This is a genomic window from Pseudoalteromonas sp. NBT06-2, assembly GCF_002276045.1.
In the GTDB taxonomy this organism is placed as follows: Bacteria; Pseudomonadota; Gammaproteobacteria; order Enterobacterales; family Alteromonadaceae; genus Pseudoalteromonas.
In genome coordinates this window covers 1-23,719 of the sequence record NZ_NQMR01000031.1, presented here as the reverse complement: position 1 = coordinate 23,719, position 23,719 = coordinate 1, and the positions used below count along the sequence as shown (strand labels likewise).

Here is a 23,719-nt window from a genome sequence, read left to right as displayed (position 1 = left end):
TGTAGTGATGTGCCGTCAGATAATTAAGTATCGTTGGATCTAGTAACTTACTAAACCTCAAACATATTTATACCCGTACTACTTGGAAATACAGGTTTCTGAGCTTAAGTAGGATACGATTACAAAGCATGATTTGTAATCCATTGATAAATCATAATGCCGTAATCGTTTTCTACCCACACTCCTGTAGGCCAAGGTAATAAATGGTATTCTGGTCAACCGTTACCACACAGTTTAAACATGGAACTTTCGTACTCAATTGGCGACATATCACCAATACTTGTATGAAGTCTATCTCGATTATAATATTTGATATAAGCTCCAACATCTTTTTTCATACTCGTCCTTGTTAAATGATGAACATTTAATAACCATTCATGCTTTAAGCTCCCAAAAAATCTTTAAACAACAGCATTATCTAAACACGCACTTTTGTGGCTCATCGACGGTGTAATACCATTATTAGTTAGCAGCCTTTGGTACTTTTCACTTGTATATTGTGAACCTCGAACACTATGAATATATTTTTTAGAATGACTTAACGACACATCTTATGCCTCGTATTTGACACGCTTCTCGACTTGCTGAAATCACGAATTTTCATGTAACATGGGTATAATACCGTTATTTATTAAAACCGTTTCTAAAATAATTATTAATATTTAGAGTTGTAAAGTTTTGATCTGAAAATGAAAGCTTTCTTGTTTTTAGGTTTTTAATAAATTCATCCATTGAAGCTGGGTATCCAATGTTGTTCATATATTGTGATATAGTAACATCTGGATTAGGCCATGAATCATCTAAATTATCTCCCATAAAATTCCAATTATAAGTAACATTTCTATTTGAGCTGACCCCTATAACATCGTTTATATCGACATTACTAGCATTGAAGTCTTTAGCACTCGTAACTATATTATCTACAAGTTCGACAGTACCACCACTGTCTAAGGCATTGTTTTCCGTATAAATTCCCCATACAGCTTTAGATGTATTTGTATTCTTCTCCTTAGGATCCATCAACTTGCCTGAATAGATAACATTATTATATGCGTAAGCTCTAGTACCATTTTTAATTGGAGTTGTTTTATAACCTAACTGTAGGCCTATTGAGTTTTCAATTAAAAAATTATTAGTAAATACTCCACCTGCTCGTCCATGAATACCATGGCTAGATCCTCTGGAAATTATGTTATCGGCAATATTTATTCTGTTACCATTATTGTTAGCTTTTAAGTATATATTGTGATTGAATTTTGTTGCACTTGCATTTTTTATGGTTTCATTCCAACCATTGTGATCAAAGAAATTATTTTTAACTTTTATGCCATTTACACCTTCAATATACAATCCTGAACTGTGCCCTAAGTCTGAAATGGCATAATTATCAGCAATAATTGAGTTGATAAGCGAAAATTCATGATATTGCTTATTATCAAAACTAATTACTGTAATACCATTTTTGAAATATCTTACTACGGTATCTTCAATTAATATATTACTGCCACCGCCTACAAAAGAAATCCCTGTGTTTCCATCAGCCCCTACTATATAGCTAGGGGAATTTGGATCACGTGTATGGGAGTATAAATTTAGTCCCAATATAGCTATGTGAGATGTTTCTTGATTATTTGCATGAAAAGCGCTTTGTTCCCCTGTTTTAATTAGTGGTCTAGCACCAGATGTGCCATAAAAACTAAATATAGTTGGAAAATCTTTATTTAATCCTGAGGTATTCAAAATACCAAAAGATTCATTTGTCCATTCTTCACCTCGTTTTAATAATATCCAATCACCTAAATCGTCTCTTAATTGTGCTTTAGCCACAGCTAAAGTTTTGTAAGGATATATTGTAATATTCGGATGAGTTGGGCTTATTATATCACTCGAGTTTACAGGTAGTGCCGTAGCATCATTTCCACTCAAACTGCTTACATATATAATTTTGCTATTATTTGAAGGAGTATAAATTTTAGAGAAGTTAGGGCTGATGGTAATATTAACTTCAGCAGTATCTGTCGTATTAGCAGTATCCGTTACAGTTACTTCAAATGTGATAGTTTGCTTTGTTAATAATATTGGAGCTGTAAACTTAGGGGTAGCCGAAGTTTGAACATCTAAATTTGCAATGATTCCGCTTCTATCCGTCTGTTTCCATGAGTAAGTAAGTGTGTCGCCGATATCTTGTGATGCACTTGCATCAAGTGTTATTACATCATTATTTACTTTATGTTGATTTGGGCCTGCATCAGCTATAGGTGGTAAATTATTTAATACTGATATACTGATATTATCTTCGCCTTTCTGATTATCGTTATCTGTAACAATTAGTTTAAGTTTGACGACTTCTGTTTGGCTAACCTCTGGAGCAATAAAGCTTGTATTAGCTGAATTTGAGTTCGAGAATGATATTTCTGGACCTGAAATTTGAACCCATTGATAATTGATAATAGAACCGTCATTATCGGTGCCGGAACCATGCAAAATAACGGTATTTAATTCTGTAACAATCTGATTTGCTCCAGAGTTAGAAATCGGAAACAACTTTAAATCGAGTTGTTCAGTATTACTATCTCCTCCACAACCCACTATTGATATAGAAAAAATAATCGATGCAACCAGAAAAAAACGTATAAACATCCTTTTAACCCTTACTTATAACACTGTACCTTAAAAAATAGAGATTTATCATGATTGTATTGAATAAAAAATCAAGCTTTTATTTTGATAAAGTACAGAGATAGATTAGTGAACTTTTAACAGTGAGGCTTTTAATAAACCTCACTGTTATTTATTAAAGCAAGAACGTATGAAATTATTGACTTCTGTAGCTGTGAATAATTTATTCCTGTCGTTTAATTTTCTTGAACTTAGAATGTTAAGAAATGCTTCTAATGTAGGCTCTTTATCTATATTAGACATGTAGTTTTCTATATTAGAATTTGGATTTTTCCAACTAGGATCAAAATTATCATTATAAAAATTCCAGTTATATGAGAGATTGTTATCATACACTCCTCCAGATACCATTTTATAATCTAAATTACTGTCACCGTGATAAACTGCATTAGCAACAATATTATTTTCAACTAGTACTTCACCACCTTCATCAAGAGCATTGGTTTCAGTATATAATCCCCATACAGCTTTAGTTGTACTTGAATCGCCTCCTGTTGGAGCCATTAACTTACCAGATAAAATGACATTATTTTTTGCATGAGCTAGAGTACCAATCTTAAGTGGGGTTGTTTTATAACCTAGTTGTAAACCAATCGAATTACTAATAAATAGATTATTTTCAAATAATCCACCTGCACGACCGTGCATACCATGGCTTGAACCTCTAGAAATGATATTATTTTTTACTATGATATTCTTACCGATATTATTTGTTTGTATATATATATTGTGATTGAACTTAGTGGCTGTCGCTTCTTTTATCTCTTCATTCCACCCATTATGGTCAAAAAAGTTATCTTCAATTAAGATCCCATCTATACCTTCTAAATATAACCCTGAGCTGTGGCCTAAACTAGGAATACTATAACTGTGTAAAATAATTGATTGTTTGAAAGTAAAGTTTTTATATATTTTTCCATCAAAGCTTTGAACAATAGCCCCATTTTTAAAATATCTAATAAGAGTATCTTCTATTAGAATATTATTCCCCCCCCCAACAAAAGCTAAACCTGTTTCTCCTTGGCCTGAAATTACGTAATCTTTAGACTTAGGATCACGAGTATGAGCATAAAAATCTAAACCAACAATAGCTATGTTTGAGGTTATTTGATTGTTTGCTAATAATCCACTTAAGGGTCCAGATTTAATGACCGGTCGATCACCTTTATTACCATAATAAGCGAATAATATTCGTTCCTTGATATTTCTTCCTGATTTGTTAAGTATTCCAAAGCTTTCATTGACCCAAGTTTCTCCTCTTTTTAATAAAATCCAATCAGGATACCCATCCCTCAACTGTGACATTGCTGCTTTTAATGTTTTAAATGGTATTATTTTTTTTTCTGGTGATGTGGGATCGATAATTTCACTAGCCGAAATAGGGGTTGCTGCTTCATCGTTACCCTTTCTATTACTGACATAAATAATATTAGTATCATTTGATGGAGTGAATCTTTGTAGCAAACCAGGTAATGTCAAAACATTAACCGTTGCTTTATCATAAAGCCCTTCTTCATCTGTAACTGTTAATTCGAAAGAAATAGTATTAACTCCACTTGATGCTGGAACAATAAATGTCGGGTTTACAGTTTCTTTATTACGTAAGTTCACAGTTATGCCTGAATTATCAATTTGTTTCCACTTGTATGTTAACGAGCTTTCAAGGTCACCAGATCCCGTACCATCAAGCGTAACATTATCTCCACTTGATACTGTTTGCTCTAGTCCAGCATTAGCTATGGGTTCTGAGTTAAGAGTGGGATCAGGGTTCGCTGAAATTAAAATAAACTCTATATCTGATAAAATAATCCCTGAATGTGGAAATGTACCTGCTGCAATTGTTAAATCAGTTGTTTGATCACTAGTTATCGTGAACAAATGATAAAAATCAGTCTCGTTATGGGAAAGGTAAGCTTTTTGATTATCTATACGTGAAAATAAACTCCCTGTGGAATGAGGTGAGCTGATACTAAATTTAGCTAATATTTGATCTCCTTTATAAACTTTCTTATAAATTCGTAGGCCTGATTCTCCGTTTTTTCCTGTGGATATATAAGTTTCATTACCATTATAAAGCCATGCTTTATCTTCAGTGGCAGGATGATAGAATATATTACTAACATTATGTGGGTAAATAATAACACTTACATTATCAGTGTTACTTAATCCTTCTGAGTCCGTCACGGTCAATTCAAAATTAATTACTTCTGCAAACGTTAAGTCAGGGACTGTAAAATGAGGCTGTGAGGTAGTAGGATTAATTAAATTAATTTTATTTTTAGAATTTCCAACTTGTCTCCATCTGTATGATAATTCACTTTCTTCATCAAAAGAGTTTCTAGCGTCAAGTGTGATAAGCTCTTTGGTAGAGCCAATCTTTTTATTACCAGCATCCGCTCTAGGTGGCGTATTTTTTGTATTTTTAGAAAACTCTTTTAAATTAAATTCAATGTTAGAAAGAGTGATTTTTGTACTGTTAATTGTAAAAATATTGGAGAACTCAGTTTCTCCATAAGGTAAAGTAACTTTATTACCGTTATATTGCGAAGCTATATCTAGAGTTGAAGGGTGGGGAGAGATGTTCTGCGCTTCTACTTTTATGCATAAACTTAAAATTAATATAAACGAGAGATAAAACTGTTGAAAACTAAATTTATATTTAATGAATCGACCAAAAAAGATATTCATTTAAAACCTCCGAAGTCCACATATTTAAATATTGATTCAATAATAGGGGGAGGTATTGATTTTCATAGCCTCGGTAGCTCCGCTGCCTTAGGTTGTTAGCCTTTAGGCCGGTGGCTTTGCGTACTTAAGTTTCCTTAAGTTTGCCCTTTTCAAGCGAATAATATTTATTAAGGCTGTGTTCTACCCTGTAGTGGAACAATTAAAAACATTAAGTAAAATGTACCGATATTGAATTTAAATAGTAGTACGGCAAATTTATAAGTGTTAATTTTATTTTCAATACCACTTCTCATTTCGCCATCACGAATAAGTTTTAAATGCATATATTCATATATACCCAAACCACTTCAAGATGCAGGATTCAGTTGGAAGTAGAAATACTTTAGGCTAGGCATTGATTGAAGAACATGGTTATTCCCTTTTCAAAATCAATAACGCTGCATAAAGTATTTATAAACCAACCTTACAGGGACTTCTGAGCAAATCATGCTCGTTGTTCCATCTTTTTTTAAGGGAGTAACCATTAATGCAAAGATGCGCCTAGATCATGAATTGCTCAGCAGTCCTGAACCTCACATCTTGAAGTGGCTTGGGTATAGATCTGTCCATTTTCTTTAATACTAATATTGATCTTCGAATATAACTGTGGTTTATTTTTTATTCCTTCTTATGAAAGAGTTAAAATTGTTATTTATCACTTTATTCAATATTGAATATTGAATATTGAATATTTAATGGTTTAGCATTAGAATGTACCTTTTTTAGTAATAATCAAAAAGTAGGCTTATGAATAGAAAAGGAATTATCCTTTCCGGTGGCAGCGGCACTCGTCTCTATCCGCTTACAAAAGTGGTCAGCAAACAACTTATGCCTGTATATGATAAACCTATGATTTATTATCCTATTGCTACATTGATGAATGCAGGTATTAAAGACATTCTTATTATTACAACCGAAGAGGAACAGCCTAAATTTGAAGCTCTACTGGAGAATGGTAGTGATTGGGGGATCTCAATTGAATATAAGATTCAGCCATCTCCAGATGGTTTAGCTCAAGCATTCTTACTTGGCGAAGATTTCATTGGTAATGCAAATGTCGCGTTAATTCTTGGTGATAATTTGTTTTACGGTCATGATTTAACCAAAAGTTTACTTGCTGCAAGTAAGAAAAATGAAGGTGGCACCGTGTTTGGTTATCACGTGGCAAACCCCAAATCATATGGTGTTGTAGAGTTTGATAAAGGTGGAGTTGCAATCTCAATTGAAGAAAAGCCAATGACTCCAAAATCTAATTATGCTGTACCAGGGTTATATTTCTTTGATAATAAAGTTATTGAATATGCTAAAAATGTAAAACCTTCAGCGCGTGGTGAATATGAAATTACGGATGTGATAGAGCAATATTTAAAAGTAGGCACTTTAAATGTAGAAATAATGGGTCGTGGTACAGCCTGGTTAGATACTGGTACACACGATAGCTTACTACAAGCTGCTCAATTTATTGAAACCATAGAAAAACGTCAAGGACTTAAAGTTAATTGTCCTGAAGAAGTAGCATATCGAATGGGATATATCTCAGATTCTCAATTGAGAGATTTAGCTGGTCCTTTACGCAAAAGTGGTTATGGTGAATACCTTTTAAACCTCCTTACTCAGAGAGTATTTTAATGCGCGTTATTGATACTTTTATTCAAGATTTAAAAATTATAGAACCTAAAGTTTTTGGTGATGAAAGAGGATTTTTTTTTGAAACGTTCCGTGATGATTGGTTTAGAGAAAATGTAGCTGATGTCACCTTTGTTCAAGAAAACCATAGTAAATCTTCTCAAGGAATTTTACGTGGCATGCATTATCAAACAGAGCAAACTCAAGGTAAGCTAGTACGAGTAATGCAAGGAGAAGTGTTTGATGTTGTGATTGATCTGCGAAAAAGCAGTGATACTTTTGGTCAATGGTACGGTCATTATCTATCGTCTGATAATAAACAACAGTTGTGGGTGCCAGCGGGTTTCGCTCATGGCTTTTATGTTACTTCAGAGTCAGCTGAGTTTGTTTATAAATGTACAGATTATTATGCACCAAAATTTGAACAAAGTATTCTGTGGAATGACCTTACTCTAGATATAAAATGGCCAATAAATAAAGATGGAATGGTATCGTTGTCCCCCAAAGACGAAAGCGGTTTATTATTTAAAAATGCACCTTTTTTTACATAACTTGATTTTAGAGGAGTAAATATTGAGTAAAACGATTTTTATTACTGGAGGGGCTGGTTTTATAGGTTCAGCGTTAGTGCGTTATTTAATTAATGAAACAAATAATGTTGTTATTAATTATGATAAGTTGACTTATGCAGGCAATCTTGAATCTCTAAAATCAATTGAAGACAATAATCGTTACCATTTTGTACAAGGTGATATTTGTGACCGTCAAAGTGTTAGTCATTTATTTGAAAAATATCAGCCTGATTACATAATGCATTTAGCTGCGGAAAGTCATGTTGATCGTTCAATTGACGGCCCTGGTGAGTTTATTGAAACCAATATTGTTGGCACTTATACTTTGCTTGAAGCAGCTAGAAATTACTATTCATATCTTAACGGGAATAAAAAGTCAGGTTTTCGTTTCCATCATATTTCTACAGATGAGGTATATGGAGATTTAGGTGAGACAGGTTTATTTACTGAAGAAACATCGTATGAACCAAACTCTCCCTACTCAGCTTCAAAAGCGGCATCAGATCATTTAGTGAGAGCTTGGCATCGAACATATAATTTACCGATTGTAGTTACTAATTGTTCAAATAATTATGGTCCATTTCACTTCCCTGAAAAATTAATACCTTTAGTAATATTAAATGCTTTAGAGGGGAAAGATTTACCTATATATGGTAGCGGTAAACAAATCAGAGATTGGTTATTTGTTGAAGATCACGCTCGTGCGCTTTATCTCGTTGTTAGGGAAGGTAAGCTGGGTGAAACTTACAATATAGGTGGGTTTAATGAAAAGCAAAATATAGAAGTTGTTAAAACAATTTGCACTCATCTAAATCAATTAGTAAAAAATAAGCCTGAGAATATATCTGATTTTAATCAGCTAATTACTTATGTAGCAGATAGACCAGGCCATGATGAACGATATGCAATTAATGCTTCTAAAATACATAATGATTTAGGATGGAAACCGCAAGAAAATTTTGCATCTGGTATTAAAAAAACAGTCCAATGGTACCTAGCTAATTTAAATTGGAGTAAGCATGTGCAAGATGGAAATTACCAAAGAGAGCGTTTAGGTAAATAAACAGTGCATGATATTAACTATTATTAGTTAATTTGAATTAATAGAAAAATTTAATGGAATTCAGATGAAAGTATTAATTATTGGTAAGAGTGGGCAGCTAGCATCAGAGCTAATTGATACAAAACCTAATGATATTGAAACACTTGCTCTGGGACGTGAAGATATCGAAATTGGTTTAATTGATTCAATATTTGAGCAAGTAACAAAGTTTAATCCAACCGTTATATTAAATGCATCCGCTTATACAGCAGTAGATAAAGCTGAAGCTGATATAGATGCAGCTTATGCTATTAATTCAGTTGGAGTGGCAAACATAGCTAAGGTTTGTAAGGCAAATAATATTCGCTTTATTCATATATCAACAGACTTTATTTTTGATGGGGAAAAAAATAGTGCTTATAAGACCTCCGATAGAACAAACCCAATCAATGTTTATGGTGCTTCAAAGCTCGCTGGTGAGAAAGCGATACTTGAAAATCATCTTGATAACTCGGCTATAGTACGTACTTCTTGGCTTTATTCTAGTTACGGTAATAACTTTGTTAAAACCATGCTTAAGCTAATGAAAGAGAAAGACTCACTGAGTGTAGTCGCTGATCAGATAGGATGTCCTACATATGCAAAAGAGTTAGCTTATTTTATATGGAAGTTAACGACACAACAAACTATAAACTTTTTGTATAACTGGAGTGACTTAGGTGTTGCTTCTTGGTACGACTTTGCTATTGCGATACAGGAAATAGCAATCGAGTGTGCTGTGTTGAATAAAAAAATCCCAATAAAAGCAATTTCGAGCCAAGAGTACCTAACTCCCGCTAAACGACCTCAATTTAGTTTACTTGATTCAACAAAATCTCATCAAATTTATTCTGCAAATCATTGGCGTGAGCAGTTAAAAGTAATGATTAGTAATCAAAAGGAGTTTTAATAATGATCTTACCCGTAATTATGACTGGTGGTTCAGGTACTCGATTATGGCCGTTATCAAGAGGGAATTATCCGAAACAGTTTTTATCACTTAATGGTGAGCAAACAATGCTTCAGCAGACTATAGCGCGTTTAAAAGGATTAGATCATCAACCAAGTATGCTTATTTGCAATGAAGAACATAGATTTATAGCTGCAGAGCAAATTCGTCAGCTAGATGTTGAACATAGTGGAATACTTTTAGAACCAGAAGGAAGAAATACAGCTCCTGCTATTGCACTGGCTGCATTTAAAGCGTTAGAAAATAATAAAAATATAGAAGAACCTATTTTACTTGTATTGGCTGCAGATCATGTCATTGAAAATAAATATGAGTTTCATAAATCTGTTAAACACGCTTATGTTCATGCTCAAGATGAAAAGCTTGTTACATTTGGCATTCTTGCCGATAAACCTGAAACGGGATACGGCTATGTGATGCGAGGAGAGTCTTTAGAAAGTAAATCAGAGTTTAGCCATAATGATTTAACATCTTTTAGAGTGAGTAATTTTGTTGAAAAACCAAATTTAGCAATGGCTCAATCTTATGTTGATTCAGGAGAATTTTATTGGAATAGCGGAATGTTTATGTTTAAAGCAAGTCGTTATTTAGCTGTACTTAAGCAGTTTCGTCCAGATATATATGAAGCATGTAAAAAATCAATGCAACAACAGACAGTTGATAATGATTTTATCCGAATCAATAAAGAAGCATTTTTAGCTTGTCCAGATGAATCTATCGATTATGCAGTAATGGAGCCTATTTGCCAAAAAATTGATCGTGCTGAAGCGATTGTTGTACCTATGAATGCAGGTTGGAATGATATTGGCGGATTTTCTGCTTTATGGCAAGTATCTGAAAAAGATAACAAAGGCAATGTATTTAATGGTGATGTTAAGGCTACGGATACAAAAAATTCACTTGTAATTAGTGATGATAAGCTTGTTGCATTGGTTGGTGTTAATGATTTAGTTATTGTGAATACAAAGGATGCTATTTTAGTTGCTCATAAAGATAAAGCGCAAGAAGTAAAATCAATTGTAAATGAATTAAAAAAAGAAAAGCGTAGTGAAGCTACATTTCATCGTGAAGTATATAGACCTTGGGGCAAATATGACTCATTAGATAGTGGAGAAAGATTTCAAGTAAAGCGTATAACGGTTAAGCCAGGTGCTAAATTATCAGTGCAAATGCATCACCATAGAGCCGAACATTGGGTTGTTGTTTCAGGAACTGCGAAGATAACCAATGATGACAATGAGATATTATTAACTGAAAATCAATCAACTTATATTCCTATCGGTGTTGTTCATGCTTTAGAAAACCCAGGAGTCATTCCGCTTGAGTTAATTGAAGTTCAATCAGGCTCATATTTAGGTGAAGATGATATTGTAAGATTTGAAGATAAATACGGTCGTAGTTAATTTTGCTTCAACAAATAATATTTAATTTTAAAGTGGTTTTCAGTTTTTAAAGGTTTAAAAATGTCAAAGGGATTAAATTCAACAAACTCTATCAACGTAGTAGTCAATGAAGAAGAAAAGAGTACTGAATTAGCTTCAGGTTTACAGATTGAAAAGTTAACTTGCTTTAAAGCCTACGATATAAGAGGAGAGTTAGGTAAAGAATTAAATACTGATATCGCTTATCGTATTGGGCGTGCATATGGTGATATTTTATCGCCTAAGTCAGTGGTTGTAGGTGGAGATGTGAGATTAACTTCTAATGCCTTAAAACTTTCATTAGCTAATGGATTAATGGATGCTGGTGTAAATGTATTTGACCTTGGTGTGACTGGAACAGAAGAGATTTACTTTGCTACATCATATTTAAACCTTGATGGTGGCATAGAAGTAACTGCTAGTCATAATCCAATGAATTTTAATGGTATGAAACTCGTTAAAGCATTATCAAAACCAATCAGTGGAGATACAGGTTTATTTGATATTCAGGCACTAGCAGAATCCAAAAATTTTAATGAAAAATCTCCTATAAAAGGTGAATTACAAAACATATCAACTTTAAAAGAATATATTTCACATTTGTTAACCTATATTGATATTAAAAATATAACACCGCTTAAATTAGTAGTTAATTCGGGAAATGGTGCTGCTGGACATGTTATTGATGCGCTAGAAGAGCAGTTTGTAAAACTGAATGTACCAATTGAATTTATCAAAATAAATCATCATCCAGATGGTAATTTTCCAAACGGTATTCCTAACCCATTACTTCCTGAAAATCGTCAAGACACCATAGATGCAGTTATTGAACATAATGCAGATATGGGTATTGCATGGGATGGTGACTTTGATAGGTGTTTCCTTTTTGATGAAAAAGGTTTGTTTATTGAAGGATATTATATTGTAGGTTTATTGGCTGAATTTTTTTTACACAAAAATCCAGGTGAAAAAATTATTCATGATCCGCGTTTAAGCTGGAATACAATTGATCTTGTAAATAATTCAGGTGGTAAGGCAATACAAAGTAAAACGGGTCATGCTTTTATCAAAGAAAGAATGCGCTCTGAAAATGCAATTTATGGTGGTGAAATGAGTGCACATCATTATTTTAGGAGTTTCTCATATTGTGACTCTGGTATGATTCCATGGTTATTAGTTGCTGAGTTATTATGTATTAAAGGTACTAATTTATCTAATTTAGTCAAAAGTAGAGTTTCTGCATACCCTTCTCCAGGTGAAATTAATCGAAAAGTCTCAGATGCCGATGCTGTGATAGCAAAAGTACTTTGTATATACCAAAATGATGCGATTAAAATTGATTTTACTGATGGAGTAAGTATTGATATGGGTAAATGGCGCTTTAATTTAAGAAAATCAAATACGGAACCTTTACTCAGGTTAAATCTAGAAACAAAAGGTGATAAAAAGTTAATGATAGAGAAAACAGAACAAATATTGGCACTGTTAGAATAATATTTTTGAAAACTAAGTTATACAGTTCAGATGTTTCGTCTGAATGTAGTTTATGCAAAGGGGCAAATGAAGTCTCATATCATCAGGAAGTTAAAAGTGAAAAAGACATCAACCTTTAAAGCTGGTACAAAATCTAATTCAGTAATTTGTAGATTTTTTGATCTCATTATATTAATCGCATCATTATATTTAGCTGCAGAGGTATATGAAGTTAGTTTAGGCCGTGAGTATCTCATTGTCTTGCTTGTTGTATTGGTTGCTTTTTTATATGTGGCTGAAGGTGTCGATTTATATCGTTCATGGAGAGCTGGAACACTTCGGTCTATGGTTTTAAATGCGTGGCTTACTTTAACGATATCTTTTGCCGCTTTAGTGATATTTGCTTTTATTTTTAAATTCTCTGAGATGCTTTCTCGTGTCACTATTGTGTGTTGGTTTGCTTTTTCATTTGTTAACTTATTCCTTTGGCGATTAATTTTACGAAGCTATAAAGTAAATAGAAGAAAGTTAGGTTTTAATATTAAAAAAACCGCTATTATAGGCGCCACTGATACAGGGGTTCGAATTGCACAGCAGATTGGGTTTCATAAAGAATTAGGGTATTACAATGTTGGTTTTTTTGAAGATCGCTCTCCAAAAAGGGTATTTAAAAATCAAAGTTATATAATTGAAGGCTCAGTAAATGATGCCGTAAATCGTGCTCGGAATGGTGAAATAGATGTTATATTTATAGCATTACCATTAAAAGCTGAAAAGCGTATTGCTGATATTTTAGGTCGATTAGGTGATACTACAGTTGATGTATATTTCATCCCAGATTTCTTTTTATCAAATTTAATTCATGCACGAATAGATCATGTTGGCGATATAGATACATTAAGCGTTTTTGAATCACCTTATCTAGGTATTAAGGAGTGGGTTAAAAGAAGTGAAGATATCATCTTAGGTCTGATTATTTTAGCTGTAATATCTCCGGTTTTATTAATAATCGCATTTTGTATAAAGTGTACTTCAAATGGACCTATTTTATTTAAACAAGATCGATATGGGCTAGCCGGTCAAAAAATTAAAGTGTGGAAATTTCGCTCTATGACTGTAACTGAAAATAGTGATGTAGTTAAACAAGCTACAAAAAATGATAGCCGAATTACACCTTTAGGCAGCTTTCTTCGTCGTACAAGTTTAGATGAATTACCACAGTTTTTTAATGTAATAACTGGAGATATGTCAATAGTAGGACCGCGTCCGCACGCAGTCTCACATAATGAAGAGTATAGAAAGAAAGTCGAGTTTTATATGTTACGACATAAAGTTAAGCCAGGTATTACTGGATGGGCACAAATTAATGGTTGGAGAGGTGAAACAGATACCCTTGAGAAAATGGAAAATAGAGTGGATCATGATTTGCAATATATTAAGCATTGGTCACTATGGTTTGATCTTAAAATAATTGTTATAACTGTATTTAAAGGGTTTACTGGAAAAAATGCATACTAACTTTAGGTCTTAAAAGTGAATTATTTTATAAAGTCAGCTGTATTACTGGCTTGTTTTTTAAATTATGCTCATGCTATTGAAGCAGCCTCAATTAATTTAGATAATGGTATTTCAATCAAGCCTCTTTTAAATATAACGAGTAAATATGATGATAATATATACCATCAACCTTCAAACCTAGAAGGCGACTCTGTTTTAGTTGTATCACCATCGGTTGATTTATTATTTAATGATGATTTGAATCAATTTAAGTTAGATATGGGATTTGTTTCTGGAACATACTTAAAAAACTCTGACGATAATTATTTAGATCATAGCTTGAACTTCTTAGCCCATTTTTCCCCCTCATCTTGGCATAGATTTGATATTTTAGCTTCAGCTAATAACCTTACAGAGCCTAGAGGTACTGGGGTAACTGAAGGAATTAGTAGGATATTCTCTGAGTTACTAGTTTACAAAAATAATGTAATTGGTGGTATATATGAATTTGGTGCACTTAGCTCAAAATCTCGAATAGCATTTGAAATTGAAGCGACTACTAAAAAATATGATAATTTTAAAGACGTAACAAAATTTAAGAATAACCGTTCAGCAAAGTTAGGCACTTCTCTATTTTATAAAATGGATTCGTCGACTGATTTATTTGTTGTTGTTAGCCGTGATGATATTAAATATGATCATATAGAAGAAAACTCTTCAAGTCGTGATTCAACAGATGATAAAGCTTTACTCGGTGTACAGTGGGAAATGACATCAATGACAACCGGAGTCATTAAAATAGGTTATCAAAATAAAGTATTTGGTGATTTTGTTAGGCAAAGCTTTAGCGGGAAAAGTTGGGAGGCGAAAGTTCAATGGCAACCATTAACATATACAAATATTCTTTTTGAAACTTCTCGTTCTGCGAAGGATCCTAATTCTCAGGGAGATTACGTAAACAAAAGTGTTTATGGCTTAACTTGGAATCATAGTTGGAATGAAAAGTTAAGGTCTAACCTTGGAGCTTCATTTAGCAAAGGTGTTTATAAGGGCGTTTATCGTGAAGATGGAATAATAATGGGTAGCGTTAGTTTTTCTTATTTAATTCAACGATGGTTAGAAGCCGAAATTTTCATTGAGATTAAAAATAATGACTCAACTACTGAAGAAATGTCATTTGATAAAAATTTGATTGGCATAAATTTTAATATTTCAATATAAGGGAAATCATGAAAGTTTTTTTATATTTAGTGTGTTCAGTTTTACTGATTCAATTTAAAGTTTTTGCTGACAACGAATACATTTTAGGTCCAGGAGATCATGTTGAAATAAAAGTCTATGGGCAAGATGATCTGACTTTAAATACCCGAATTGGAAATAGCGGTAAAATCAACTATCCATTCTTGGGGGAAATTATAATTTCAGGATTAACCGCTAAGCAACTACAAAATAATATTTATGCCCGATTAAATGGTGATTATTTAATTAAACCGAGTGTTTTTGTGCATATCACAAAATATAGAGCTTTTTATATTCATGGTGAGGTGAGAACTCCTGGAGGGTACTCTTATCAACCAGGAATGACTATTAATCAAGCTGTTGCACTTGCTAGTGGATTGACCGAAAGAGCTTCTAAAGAAAAAATATTTATTTTTAAAGAAGGGGATAAAAACATACGAATACAAGCATCTCTTAATACAAAAGTTAATGCAGGCGATACTATCACAATAGAGCAAAGGTTTTTCTAATGGGAACTCAGTCGAACATAAATGTTCAAGAGTACGTCACAGCTAACAAAGCAAAAAGTTTAGATGTAAAGCGTTTATTAAAAACCGTATTAAAATATAAATTTATAATAATTAGTTTTGCAGTTTTAGTTACTCTTGTAGCAGCTATCATTTTGGCAACGAAAAAGTCAATATATCAAGCAAAAGCGACAATTTTATTTAATTCAGCAAGAGTTCAAGCTGTTTCTGTTAAAGAAGTGTATGCAGTAAATACACAAAGGCTTGAGTATGGAATCACTCAATTAGAGTTATTAAAGTCAGGAGACATCGCTAGAAAAGTAATAGAAAAACTTGATATGTATAAATCAACGGATCAAAAAAGTTCAGAAAAATTAGGGTTATTAGGAAGATTGCAAAATAGCATTCCATTTTTACAAAAAAAAGAAAAAATCAATTTACCTAAAGAAAAACTCGCGCTTTATGAGACACAAAGAAAAATAATTATTTTTCAGAAAAGTTTAAACATAAAGCGCGTAGGCTGGAGTCATTTAGTTGACATATATTTTGAACATGGAAATGCTGAAATTGCAGCTGCAGCAGCAAATGCTGTTGGTGAAATATATATTGAAACACAAATAGCAGCGAAGTTAGGAATAACTGAAAAAGCTTCTCAGTGGTTAGGTGGTCGATTAGATGAGTTAAGAGTTAGATTAGACGAATCGGAAGAAAAGTTACAAAGATATCGTGAACAGGAAGATTTAGTTGATATAGAAGGTGCTGTCACTATGGTTGATAATGAAGTGACATTATTGACAGAACAATTAAGTGAGACGAGAAGTGAATTGATGAAATTTAAAACAATCGCTCAACTTATAAACAAGCAAGAAATAAGTGATAAGTTAAAATTCATTTCTGAATTAAAAGATCATGAGTCAATTAAAAATGCAAATGAGCAGTTATTAAATTCAGAATTGAAAAGTGCGGAGTTGTCTCGAATATATGGACCAAAACATCCCGTAATGTTAGCTGCTTTAGAAGAAGTTAATCTTTTAAGAGGCCGTTTAAATAATAAAATTACAGGTTTTATAGGTAGTGTTGATCAATCTGTTTTAAATTTAGAAGGTAAGCTTAAAAGATTACTAAAAGAGCTATCTTTTACAAGAGCAAAATATCAAAAAATAACCAAAAAAGAACTCAAGTTTCATCAGTTATTACGTGATGTTGAGGCGAATACAAATTTATTTAATCAATTTTTAAGACGTTCAAAAGAAACACAAGTAACGGGGGATTTTAATTCGGAACCAGTCATATTTATCGAAAAAGCGATGGAACCTCGCTATCCAATTAAACCAAATAAAAAGAAATTGATATTAATTGCATTTATTTTTTCTTTAGCGTTTGCAATTGGTTTAGCAATTATTAGAGAGCTATTAAACGATACATTTAAAAGTGCTTCTGATGTGGAAGAGATTCTATCACAACGATTATTGGGCACATTACCTTTACTGCAGTTAGAAAAAGGTCAAGATTTAAATACGCATCAATTTTTTGATTCTTCAGAAAAAAACTTTTCAGAATCGGTAAGAACTTTGAGGACTAATTTTTTATTAACACATTTAGATTCCGGTAATAAAGTTATTGAAGTGACATCTTCACTACCAAATGAAGGTAAAAGTGTAGTTTCAGTTAATTTAGCTACAGCTTTAGCTCAAATTGAAAATGTTATTTTGATTGATGCAGATATACGAAAACCAAGTTTATACAAAAAATATGGTATTCCGGCACATCATCCTGGAATAGCAAATTTAATCGCTGGTACTGAAAAGCTTGAAGATTGTATATATATTGATGAAAAATCAGGTGTTTCAATTATGCCATGCGGTCATTTGCAATCAAACTCACTAGAGCTTTTATCATTAGATAAGTTTGGTCTGATTTTAGAAATGGTTAAAATTAAATTTGATAAGGTTGTGATAGATACTGCACCATTACAGATAGTGAGTGATGCATTAATTATATCTAAATACGCAGATTCTATTTTGTATGTTGTTAAGTCAGATGATACACAAATAGGTATTGTAAAAACGGGTATCGATAAGCTATTACAAGTAAATGCAAAAGTAGGTGGCGTTGTATTAAATCAATTAGATATGAACACAGTTAGTAAAGATCAATATGCTCTTTATGAATATGGCAATACGAATAATACTAGTAAAGTATGATAGTTCTTTATTGCCTGCATGGATGTAGATGCTAGAGCAATGCAGGATCATATTACCGAACTACCTTTTTTGAGGGAGTAACCTATTAATACAAAGATGTGGCTAGATGATGAACTGCTCAGCAATCCTGCAACTCATATCTTGAAGTGGCTTGGGTATATACAAATTAATATGGATTAGTAGATATAGTATGTATTCAGATAAACTTTAATCAAAAGTATAAAAAATCATCTTCATCTTGGGCGAGAAATGAATATTTTAAATAGTGAACGTAAGACTCAAAAGAAGCAAAAAGAAAGTTTCGAAGATAAAAATAAGGAAATTAGAGAAAAGCTAAAATGTAATCGTGATATAAAAAAATTACTGGAAAAAATGCCCATAGAGGTCCAAGATAGTTTCACTGAAGAGCAGTTAGCAAATTTAAAAATAGCTGTTAGTGCGAGAAGTTGGGGCAAGCATGCAATTGACTTTCGAAGCACGATTAAGTTTTTTCGTTATCGATATTATTATGTTTTTGTTGCAGGGCGAAACTTAAGAGAGTTAACAAGAGGGGAAAAACAGTTAAGTTTATTAGCTCAAGCATTATTTTGTACTGTATTTTTAACTTTTTGTACCGCTTTAGGAGTTTTGATTCTATATTTAGTTAAATCGGCACTTGGAATAAATATATTTACAGACTTTTCTTTTGGAGTTTGGGATTGGTTTAAATCAACATTGAATTAAAAATCGGTAGTGTTCATAAATCTGTGTCATTTCAGTAGAATCGTTAAAAAGGAATTACACATGAGCAATACATTTGATTTTGATCAAGCTCTTAAAGAACTTCAAGCAGGAAAAAAACTAACTGGTAATAAGCGTTTTAGTTAAACAGCTTACCGAAGCGGCTTTAACAACTGAATTAGATCAACACTTAGAAGCTGATCCTGCAACTAACCGTAGAAATGGAACAAGCAGTAAAATGTATTAGTGTGATTACCAAGGGAGACTGTCGGTCTCTTTTTATACATCTCTGTTAGTGTTTTTTTTTAATACTAAGGGGATGTTGAGGATGATAGTGATGGATTCAAAAGCTCAACTCACCGTTGATATTATTGCTAAAGTGGTTGAAGGCCGAATAACAATTGGTAATGCAGCTAAGCTATTCAGTAAATCGCCACCGAATAAAACGCCTGCTTCAATTAAAAATTGAAGTACAGGCTTTAATCAAAGAGAAATATTTTGATTTGAATTTATTTCACTTAGCTGAGCAGCTAGAAGTAAATGAAAACATTAGTGTAAAACGTGAGACGCTACGTGGTTGAGCCCATGATATTCATCATGTAAAGCGCGCGTTGAACGTGCTTTCGATACCTTACAAGACCGCTTGATGCCAGAGCTAAGACTTAATAACATCAAAGACTTAGCAAGCGCTAATGCTTACCTCAAGCATGTGTTTATTCCGCAATTTTGGCAATCTCAGATTCAAGTAAAATCAAAACATCAAGCATCGGAGTTCACAGCACTAAACAAGCACACCAACCTTGATGATATCTGTGTGATTAAAGAGCACCGAAAAATACGAAACGACCATACATTCAGTTATGGTAACAAGTTTTATCTAAGCGATTCACCGCTTAAGCATTCAATTGCCAATCAAAAAATTGAAATCAGAAAAACCAGCAATAAGGGCTTTACTGCTCACTTTGCAGGACGAAAACTCAAGGTGTCAGAGGGCAACGAGCCGAGTAAGCTCGTAGCAGAAGACTTGGAAATACAGAAGAAATTAGAGGTACTAGCCTTGGTTGAAAAGCTGGGTAATGTAAGCGAGGCATCACGCCAAAGTGGCGTCTCCCTTGACACTACTTATCGTCATCTGAAGCTGCTTAAACAAGGCGGTGAAGATGCATTGAAGCGGCAAGAAATACCAAATATACGTCATGAAAACTGTGTAGATATGGCAATCGAAGGTGAGCAGAAAGTAACCATGAAGCTGACAGAAGCGCTTGGTATTGATATTAGCCCAAATGGAGTTCACAGTGTATGGTTAAGACTTGCTGTTATGTTACTTACGACAAAGTCGCTTGGTAATCACACTAATACATCACTTCAGGTTAGTTAATAAAAAGTCATTGCGCTTACGCGTACCATCTTTTCGCCAAAATTCTAAAGCGGGAATTTGCACTTCCCAAACTTCATTTGCATTCCACGTATAGGTATTTTTATATTTTAAATTATAAAATTCAGGTTCAAATTCAGATTTCAATCGTGTATTTGTAAAAAATACATTAGTATTAGATGATACAATAACTTCCTTTTGGCTCAGTGATTTGATTTGCTGACGTGTAATTTGTTTGCAAATAGGCCCATAAGGATTAGCTGGATATAATGAGGATACAATTCCTTTTTCAATCACATGTGTTTCTTGGCTTATAAAATATATGCCACTGCCAAGGGGAAAATATCCTACCATAGACAAAAACAACTTAGTAAAAAGCGGATCTGTTTCTTTATTCATCGCACTTTCTTTTAATGTATCATATGCTGTATATATTTTTTTATAGTTAAATTCAGGCTTAGTTGAAACCATAAAAGAAGAATAAATAAGTGGGATCCGAAGTAACTTGTGAAGCTCGCTATTATCAATATTTTCTTTTGCAAAAAAAGATAATATAAAAGACTGTTTCTTTTGTTCAAATTGAGTATGTTCAAGCCTTTCTTCATGGGTATTTGCTTTTCGTTCTGGAACACCGATACCAAATTTAAAATAATCAATAGATTTTAATCTGACTATTTCAAGTAACTGTTTTCTTTCTGTTACGGTAAGCATGCGGTATCGGTCTCCCGAAAAAACATCCTGTGCTTCAGGGGCATAGCTGCCAATAGATTGTAATAATGCGGCTTTAGCAATGGGTTTTAATACATCCTCTCTATATTGTGCCATAACTTCATTTGACAACGCATTTTGCTCTAATGCCATAAAACTATCTGTATTATTATCAAACATATCTTTCATGCATTCATTTAAATATGCATTCTTAAAGTCACGTGTTAATCTGATTTCTTCAAAAAGAGCAACAACTAAGCCAGCAATATAAATTGGTTTAAATTTTTCATTTCGAATGCAACGTACTCCTTCATCAGGTAACGGAGTAGACAATACAATTGTACCTAAAAACTGGCTAAAAATACGTTGATTATTAAGTAAATCAAGCATATTGTCGGTTAAATGATCTAAAGCTTCAAAACGATTTATTTTTTGTTGCAACAATAAAGAGTGAAGCGATGTGTATTCATTTTTAATCTGTTGTTCTAATTTATATAGTTGTGTAAGGTATTTATCTGTAGAGCTCTGATTTACAATTTGTGGTAGTTTGCCATGTTCTTTTTTATAGTCATTAATTATATCTATCTGTTCAGTATAATTTACTAGGTTTTTTTTTAATTTTGTTAATTTTAACAAATCACACTTATAAGTTTCAAAAAATAAACTTGCCTCGTCTACCATTTTTCTATGAGCTAACATAAAAGACGATATTTTTTTAGAAACAGCACTAGCCATACTAGGAATAGCTGAGAGCCTTTCAGTTTGATATGTCGCTAATTGCCATTTACTTTTTTTATTTTTCATTTAATTATTTTGTTTATTACCTAGGAGTTACGTATTTTATAAGCTGTAAGCGCTATTAAATCACATTATCTTAACCTTAACTTATCGAACATGAAATGCAATTAATTCTTTTTATATTTAGCTTTTAATAATAAAATGATCAACAATGACTTCATATTGTGAAAAAGAGATGTAATACGTATTTAGTATTAGATTCGGGGCGGATAATCAAATAAAAAAAAATACTAAATTGGCATATTGTATCGTTCTTGTAATCTTCTTCTTTACATTTAATATTCAAGCAAAAAGTTTAACTATAGCGCTTGGTAATTTTGAGCCTTTATTTTCAGAAAAAAATAAACCCGCATTATTTAAAGATTTAATTGATGGTGTATACACATATATTCCAAATAGAAATATCAATTATCGTTACATGTTTTCAAATGCCAGATTAGTACGAGAACTCAATGCACAGACCATTGATGGCGCGGCAAATATTTTTTCAAAGAATGAAATACAAGGGTGTTTAACATTGCCCATTTTTACATATTCAGATGTTGCAATCTCACTAAAATCAAAACATTACACTATAAACTCGGTATCTGATTTGAAAGAGAAATCTGTAGTCTCTTATCAAAGAGCAATGTTACTTTTAGGCCGTGAATATAAACAAGCGGTATTACTCAGTAAATACTACAAAGAAGTCGCTCAGCCATTAGAGCAAGCAAAGTTATTATCAAATGATATGGTTGATGTGAGTATTGGTGACAAATATATTTTTTTACATAGCCTAAAAAATTATACAAAAGATAATTTAAAGCCTAATGATTTCGAGATCCATGATATTTTCCCATCAGTTGCCAGTTCAATGGGTTTTAATGATCAAAAGCTATGTGATGAATTTAATGAAGCACTCATTAAATATAAAAACAGTGGTAAGTACCAACTTGTTTACCAAAACTATCTCGAAAAACTTGGTTTTTTCAATAAAAATAATAATTAATACCAATTCTATTAACTAAGTGATCTAATATAAATTAGGATAAATTTTCAATAGTAAAGCGCTTGATTCAACAATAACGGGCTATTGGGATTGAAAGAAACGCAGCTATTGTATATTTACACCATTTAGATTGATCATATATTTATTTGAACTGGTATAAGCAACTACTCCTTTAGTGTTAAAAATATAGGGATTCCTTTTTGAAAATAATTCAAACCATCATAGTTTTCATTAAATACCTTTATCGACTTAGCCACTAATAATAGAATATTTAACTAACCATATATACCCAAACCACTTCAAGATGCAGGATTCAGTTGGAATTAGAAATACTTTAGGCAAGGCATTGATTGAAGAACATGGTTATTCCCTTTTCAAAATCAATAACGCTACATAAAGTATTTATAAACCAACCTTACAGGGACTTCTGAGCAAATCATGCTCGTTGTTCCATCTTAGTAACCATTAATGCAAAGATGCGCCTAGATCATGAATTGCTCAGCAGTCCTGAACCTCACATCTTGAAGTGGCTTGGGTATAAGATTAAAAAAATATTATAAAAACATTAAACTTATTATCACAAATATTATAGAATTCCGCCTTTATTTTTAAAGATATATACCAAAATAACTTCAATATGCTGGATTCAGTTGGAGTTAGAAATGCTTTAGGCAAGACATTGATTACATAGAAATTCCCTTTTTAAGATCAATAACGCAGCATAAAACGTTTCTAAACCAACCCAGCTGAGACTTCTGATCAAATCATGCTCGTTTTTGCCTACATGGATGTAAGTACTAGAGCAATGCAGGAGCATATTGTCGGTCCACTTTTTTTAAGAGAGCAATCATTAATACAAAGATGTGCCTAACTTATGAGTTGCTCAGCAGTCTTGAAACTCGTGGCTTGAGTATAATCGGTACGTCATTTAATCAAGGAATTCTATGTTAATTAAGCATAAGTTAATTTTAAATACAGTCATATTAGTTGTAAGTATGCTTGCTATGTTAATACTTGCATCAATCGCTTCATCGTCTTTTCAAGGTGATATTTTAGAGACTAAAAATATAGCTAACATTGAATCTTCATTTTTACAATTAAGACGCAATGAAAACAGCAATTCTCGCTCAATATA

General features: G+C 32.7%; 17 protein-coding genes, 2 pseudogenes and 1 riboswitch. Of the genes and pseudogenes, 15 read left to right on the top strand and 4 right to left on the bottom strand.

Going from position 1 to position 23,719, the window contains the following annotated elements:
- Positions 1–215: 215 nt before the first annotated feature.
- The 3 genes and pseudogenes from CJF42_RS29530 to CJF42_RS08695 all read right to left on the bottom strand — a co-directional run.
- A pseudogene (locus tag CJF42_RS29530) lies at positions 216–518 on the bottom strand (transposase); the annotation flags it as partial.
- Between the two features lie 106 nt (positions 519–624).
- On the bottom strand, positions 625–2,640 hold the full coding sequence (locus CJF42_RS08700; RefSeq protein ID WP_095366306.1) for a PKD domain-containing protein: 2,016 nt from the start codon (positions 2,638–2,640) through the stop codon (positions 625–627).
- Between the two features lie 147 nt (positions 2,641–2,787).
- The gene (locus CJF42_RS08695; protein ID WP_095366305.1) at positions 2,788–5,367 is read right to left on the bottom strand and encodes a PKD domain-containing protein; all 2,580 of its coding nucleotides are present in this window, start codon (positions 5,365–5,367) and stop codon (positions 2,788–2,790) included.
- A 69-nt stretch (positions 5,368–5,436) separates the two neighbouring features.
- Positions 5,437–5,522, bottom strand: a riboswitch (cyclic di-GMP riboswitch).
- A gap of 331 nt (positions 5,523–5,853) precedes the next feature.
- Between CJF42_RS08695 and CJF42_RS29055 the strand changes: the two genes are divergently transcribed.
- The 13 genes and pseudogenes from CJF42_RS29055 to CJF42_RS29525 all read left to right on the top strand — a co-directional run bounded on the left by CJF42_RS29055 (position 5,854) and on the right by CJF42_RS29525 (position 20,093).
- Positions 5,854–5,985, top strand: coding sequence for a hypothetical protein (locus CJF42_RS29055; protein WP_286203482.1), 132 nt, complete (start codon positions 5,854–5,856; stop codon positions 5,983–5,985).
- A gap of 168 nt (positions 5,986–6,153) precedes the next feature.
- A complete protein-coding gene (gene rfbA, locus CJF42_RS08690) occupies positions 6,154–7,035 on the top strand; it encodes a glucose-1-phosphate thymidylyltransferase RfbA (protein ID WP_095366304.1) in 882 nt (293 codons plus the stop codon).
- Complete coding sequence (rfbC, locus tag CJF42_RS08685) at positions 7,035–7,583, top strand: dTDP-4-dehydrorhamnose 3,5-epimerase (protein ID WP_095366303.1); 549 nt, start codon at positions 7,035–7,037, stop codon at positions 7,581–7,583. The genes rfbA and rfbC overlap by 1 nt, the downstream gene beginning before the upstream one ends.
- Before the next feature lie 22 nt (positions 7,584–7,605).
- Complete coding sequence (gene rfbB / locus CJF42_RS08680) at positions 7,606–8,667, top strand: dTDP-glucose 4,6-dehydratase (protein WP_095366302.1); 1,062 nt, start codon at positions 7,606–7,608, stop codon at positions 8,665–8,667.
- Between the two features lie 64 nt (positions 8,668–8,731).
- The gene (rfbD, locus tag CJF42_RS08675; protein WP_095366301.1) at positions 8,732–9,595 is read left to right on the top strand and encodes a dTDP-4-dehydrorhamnose reductase; all 864 of its coding nucleotides are present in this window, start codon (positions 8,732–8,734) and stop codon (positions 9,593–9,595) included.
- A gap of 2 nt (positions 9,596–9,597) precedes the next feature.
- Positions 9,598–11,058 carry a mannose-1-phosphate guanylyltransferase/mannose-6-phosphate isomerase gene (locus tag CJF42_RS08670; RefSeq protein WP_095366300.1) on the top strand — a complete coding sequence of 487 codons (1,461 nt, stop codon included), beginning with the start codon at positions 9,598–9,600 and terminating at the stop codon, positions 11,056–11,058.
- Between the two features lie 60 nt (positions 11,059–11,118).
- On the top strand, positions 11,119–12,570 hold the full coding sequence (locus CJF42_RS08665) for a phosphohexomutase domain-containing protein (protein WP_286203481.1): 1,452 nt from the start codon (positions 11,119–11,121) through the stop codon (positions 12,568–12,570).
- A 96-nt stretch (positions 12,571–12,666) separates the two neighbouring features.
- Positions 12,667–14,067, top strand: coding sequence for an undecaprenyl-phosphate glucose phosphotransferase (locus CJF42_RS08660; protein WP_252097565.1), 1,401 nt, complete (start codon positions 12,667–12,669; stop codon positions 14,065–14,067).
- A 15-nt stretch (positions 14,068–14,082) separates the two neighbouring features.
- Entirely contained in the window at positions 14,083–15,267 is a 1,185-nt protein-coding gene (locus CJF42_RS08655) for an outer membrane beta-barrel protein (protein ID WP_095366298.1), read from the top strand.
- A gap of 8 nt (positions 15,268–15,275) precedes the next feature.
- Positions 15,276–15,794 carry a polysaccharide biosynthesis/export family protein gene (locus tag CJF42_RS08650; protein WP_095366297.1) on the top strand — a complete coding sequence of 173 codons (519 nt, stop codon included), beginning with the start codon at positions 15,276–15,278 and terminating at the stop codon, positions 15,792–15,794.
- Positions 15,794–17,995 carry a GumC family protein gene (locus CJF42_RS08645; RefSeq protein WP_095366296.1) on the top strand — a complete coding sequence of 734 codons (2,202 nt, stop codon included), beginning with the start codon at positions 15,794–15,796 and terminating at the stop codon, positions 17,993–17,995. Before CJF42_RS08650 ends, CJF42_RS08645 begins: the two co-directional genes overlap by 1 nt.
- A 372-nt stretch (positions 17,996–18,367) precedes the next feature.
- Positions 18,368–18,718 carry a 3-phosphoshikimate 1-carboxyvinyltransferase gene (locus CJF42_RS08640; RefSeq protein WP_252097566.1) on the top strand — a complete coding sequence of 117 codons (351 nt, stop codon included), beginning with the start codon at positions 18,368–18,370 and terminating at the stop codon, positions 18,716–18,718.
- Positions 18,719–19,043: 325 nt separating this feature from the next.
- Positions 19,044–20,093: pseudogene (locus CJF42_RS29525) on the top strand (helix-turn-helix domain-containing protein).
- On the opposite strand, the gene CJF42_RS08630 reads toward CJF42_RS29525, so the two are convergent.
- Complete coding sequence (locus tag CJF42_RS08630; RefSeq protein ID WP_095366295.1) at positions 20,076–21,602, bottom strand: hypothetical protein; 1,527 nt, start codon at positions 21,600–21,602, stop codon at positions 20,076–20,078. The pseudogene CJF42_RS29525 and the gene CJF42_RS08630 overlap by 18 nt on opposite strands.
- Before the next feature lie 229 nt (positions 21,603–21,831).
- Here CJF42_RS08630 and CJF42_RS08625 point away from each other — a divergent pair, with 229 nt between their 5' ends.
- Entirely contained in the window at positions 21,832–22,584 is a 753-nt protein-coding gene (locus CJF42_RS08625) for a substrate-binding periplasmic protein (RefSeq protein WP_095366294.1), read from the top strand.
- A 944-nt stretch (positions 22,585–23,528) separates the two neighbouring features.
- Positions 23,529–23,719: hypothetical protein (locus tag CJF42_RS08615; RefSeq protein WP_141235515.1), on the top strand; the 191-nt coding region annotated here is incomplete at its 3' end.

What these genes read in the sequence shown, in the direction of transcription:
- CJF42_RS08700 (WP_095366306.1), bottom strand. Translation starts at nt 2,640, where the DNA reads ATGTTTATACGTTTTTTTCTGGTTGCATCGATTATTTTTTCTATATCA.
- CJF42_RS08695 (WP_095366305.1), bottom strand. Translation starts at nt 5,367, where the DNA reads ATGAATATCTTTTTTGGTCGATTCATTAAATATAAATTTAGTTTTCAA.
- CJF42_RS29055 (WP_286203482.1), top strand. Translation starts at nt 5,854, where the DNA reads ATGCTCGTTGTTCCATCTTTTTTTAAGGGAGTAACCATTAATGCAAAG.
- rfbA (WP_095366304.1), top strand. Translation starts at nt 6,154, where the DNA reads ATGAATAGAAAAGGAATTATCCTTTCCGGTGGCAGCGGCACTCGTCTC.
- rfbC (WP_095366303.1), top strand. Translation starts at nt 7,035, where the DNA reads ATGCGCGTTATTGATACTTTTATTCAAGATTTAAAAATTATAGAACCT.
- rfbD (WP_095366301.1), top strand. Translation starts at nt 8,732, where the DNA reads ATGAAAGTATTAATTATTGGTAAGAGTGGGCAGCTAGCATCAGAGCTA.
- CJF42_RS08670 (WP_095366300.1), top strand. Translation starts at nt 9,598, where the DNA reads ATGATCTTACCCGTAATTATGACTGGTGGTTCAGGTACTCGATTATGG.
- CJF42_RS08665 (WP_286203481.1), top strand. Translation starts at nt 11,119, where the DNA reads ATGTCAAAGGGATTAAATTCAACAAACTCTATCAACGTAGTAGTCAAT.
- CJF42_RS08650 (WP_095366297.1), top strand. Translation starts at nt 15,276, where the DNA reads ATGAAAGTTTTTTTATATTTAGTGTGTTCAGTTTTACTGATTCAATTT.
- CJF42_RS08645 (WP_095366296.1), top strand. Translation starts at nt 15,794, where the DNA reads ATGGGAACTCAGTCGAACATAAATGTTCAAGAGTACGTCACAGCTAAC.
- CJF42_RS08640 (WP_252097566.1), top strand. Translation starts at nt 18,368, where the DNA reads ATGCCCATAGAGGTCCAAGATAGTTTCACTGAAGAGCAGTTAGCAAAT.
- CJF42_RS08630 (WP_095366295.1), bottom strand. Translation starts at nt 21,602, where the DNA reads ATGAAAAATAAAAAAAGTAAATGGCAATTAGCGACATATCAAACTGAA.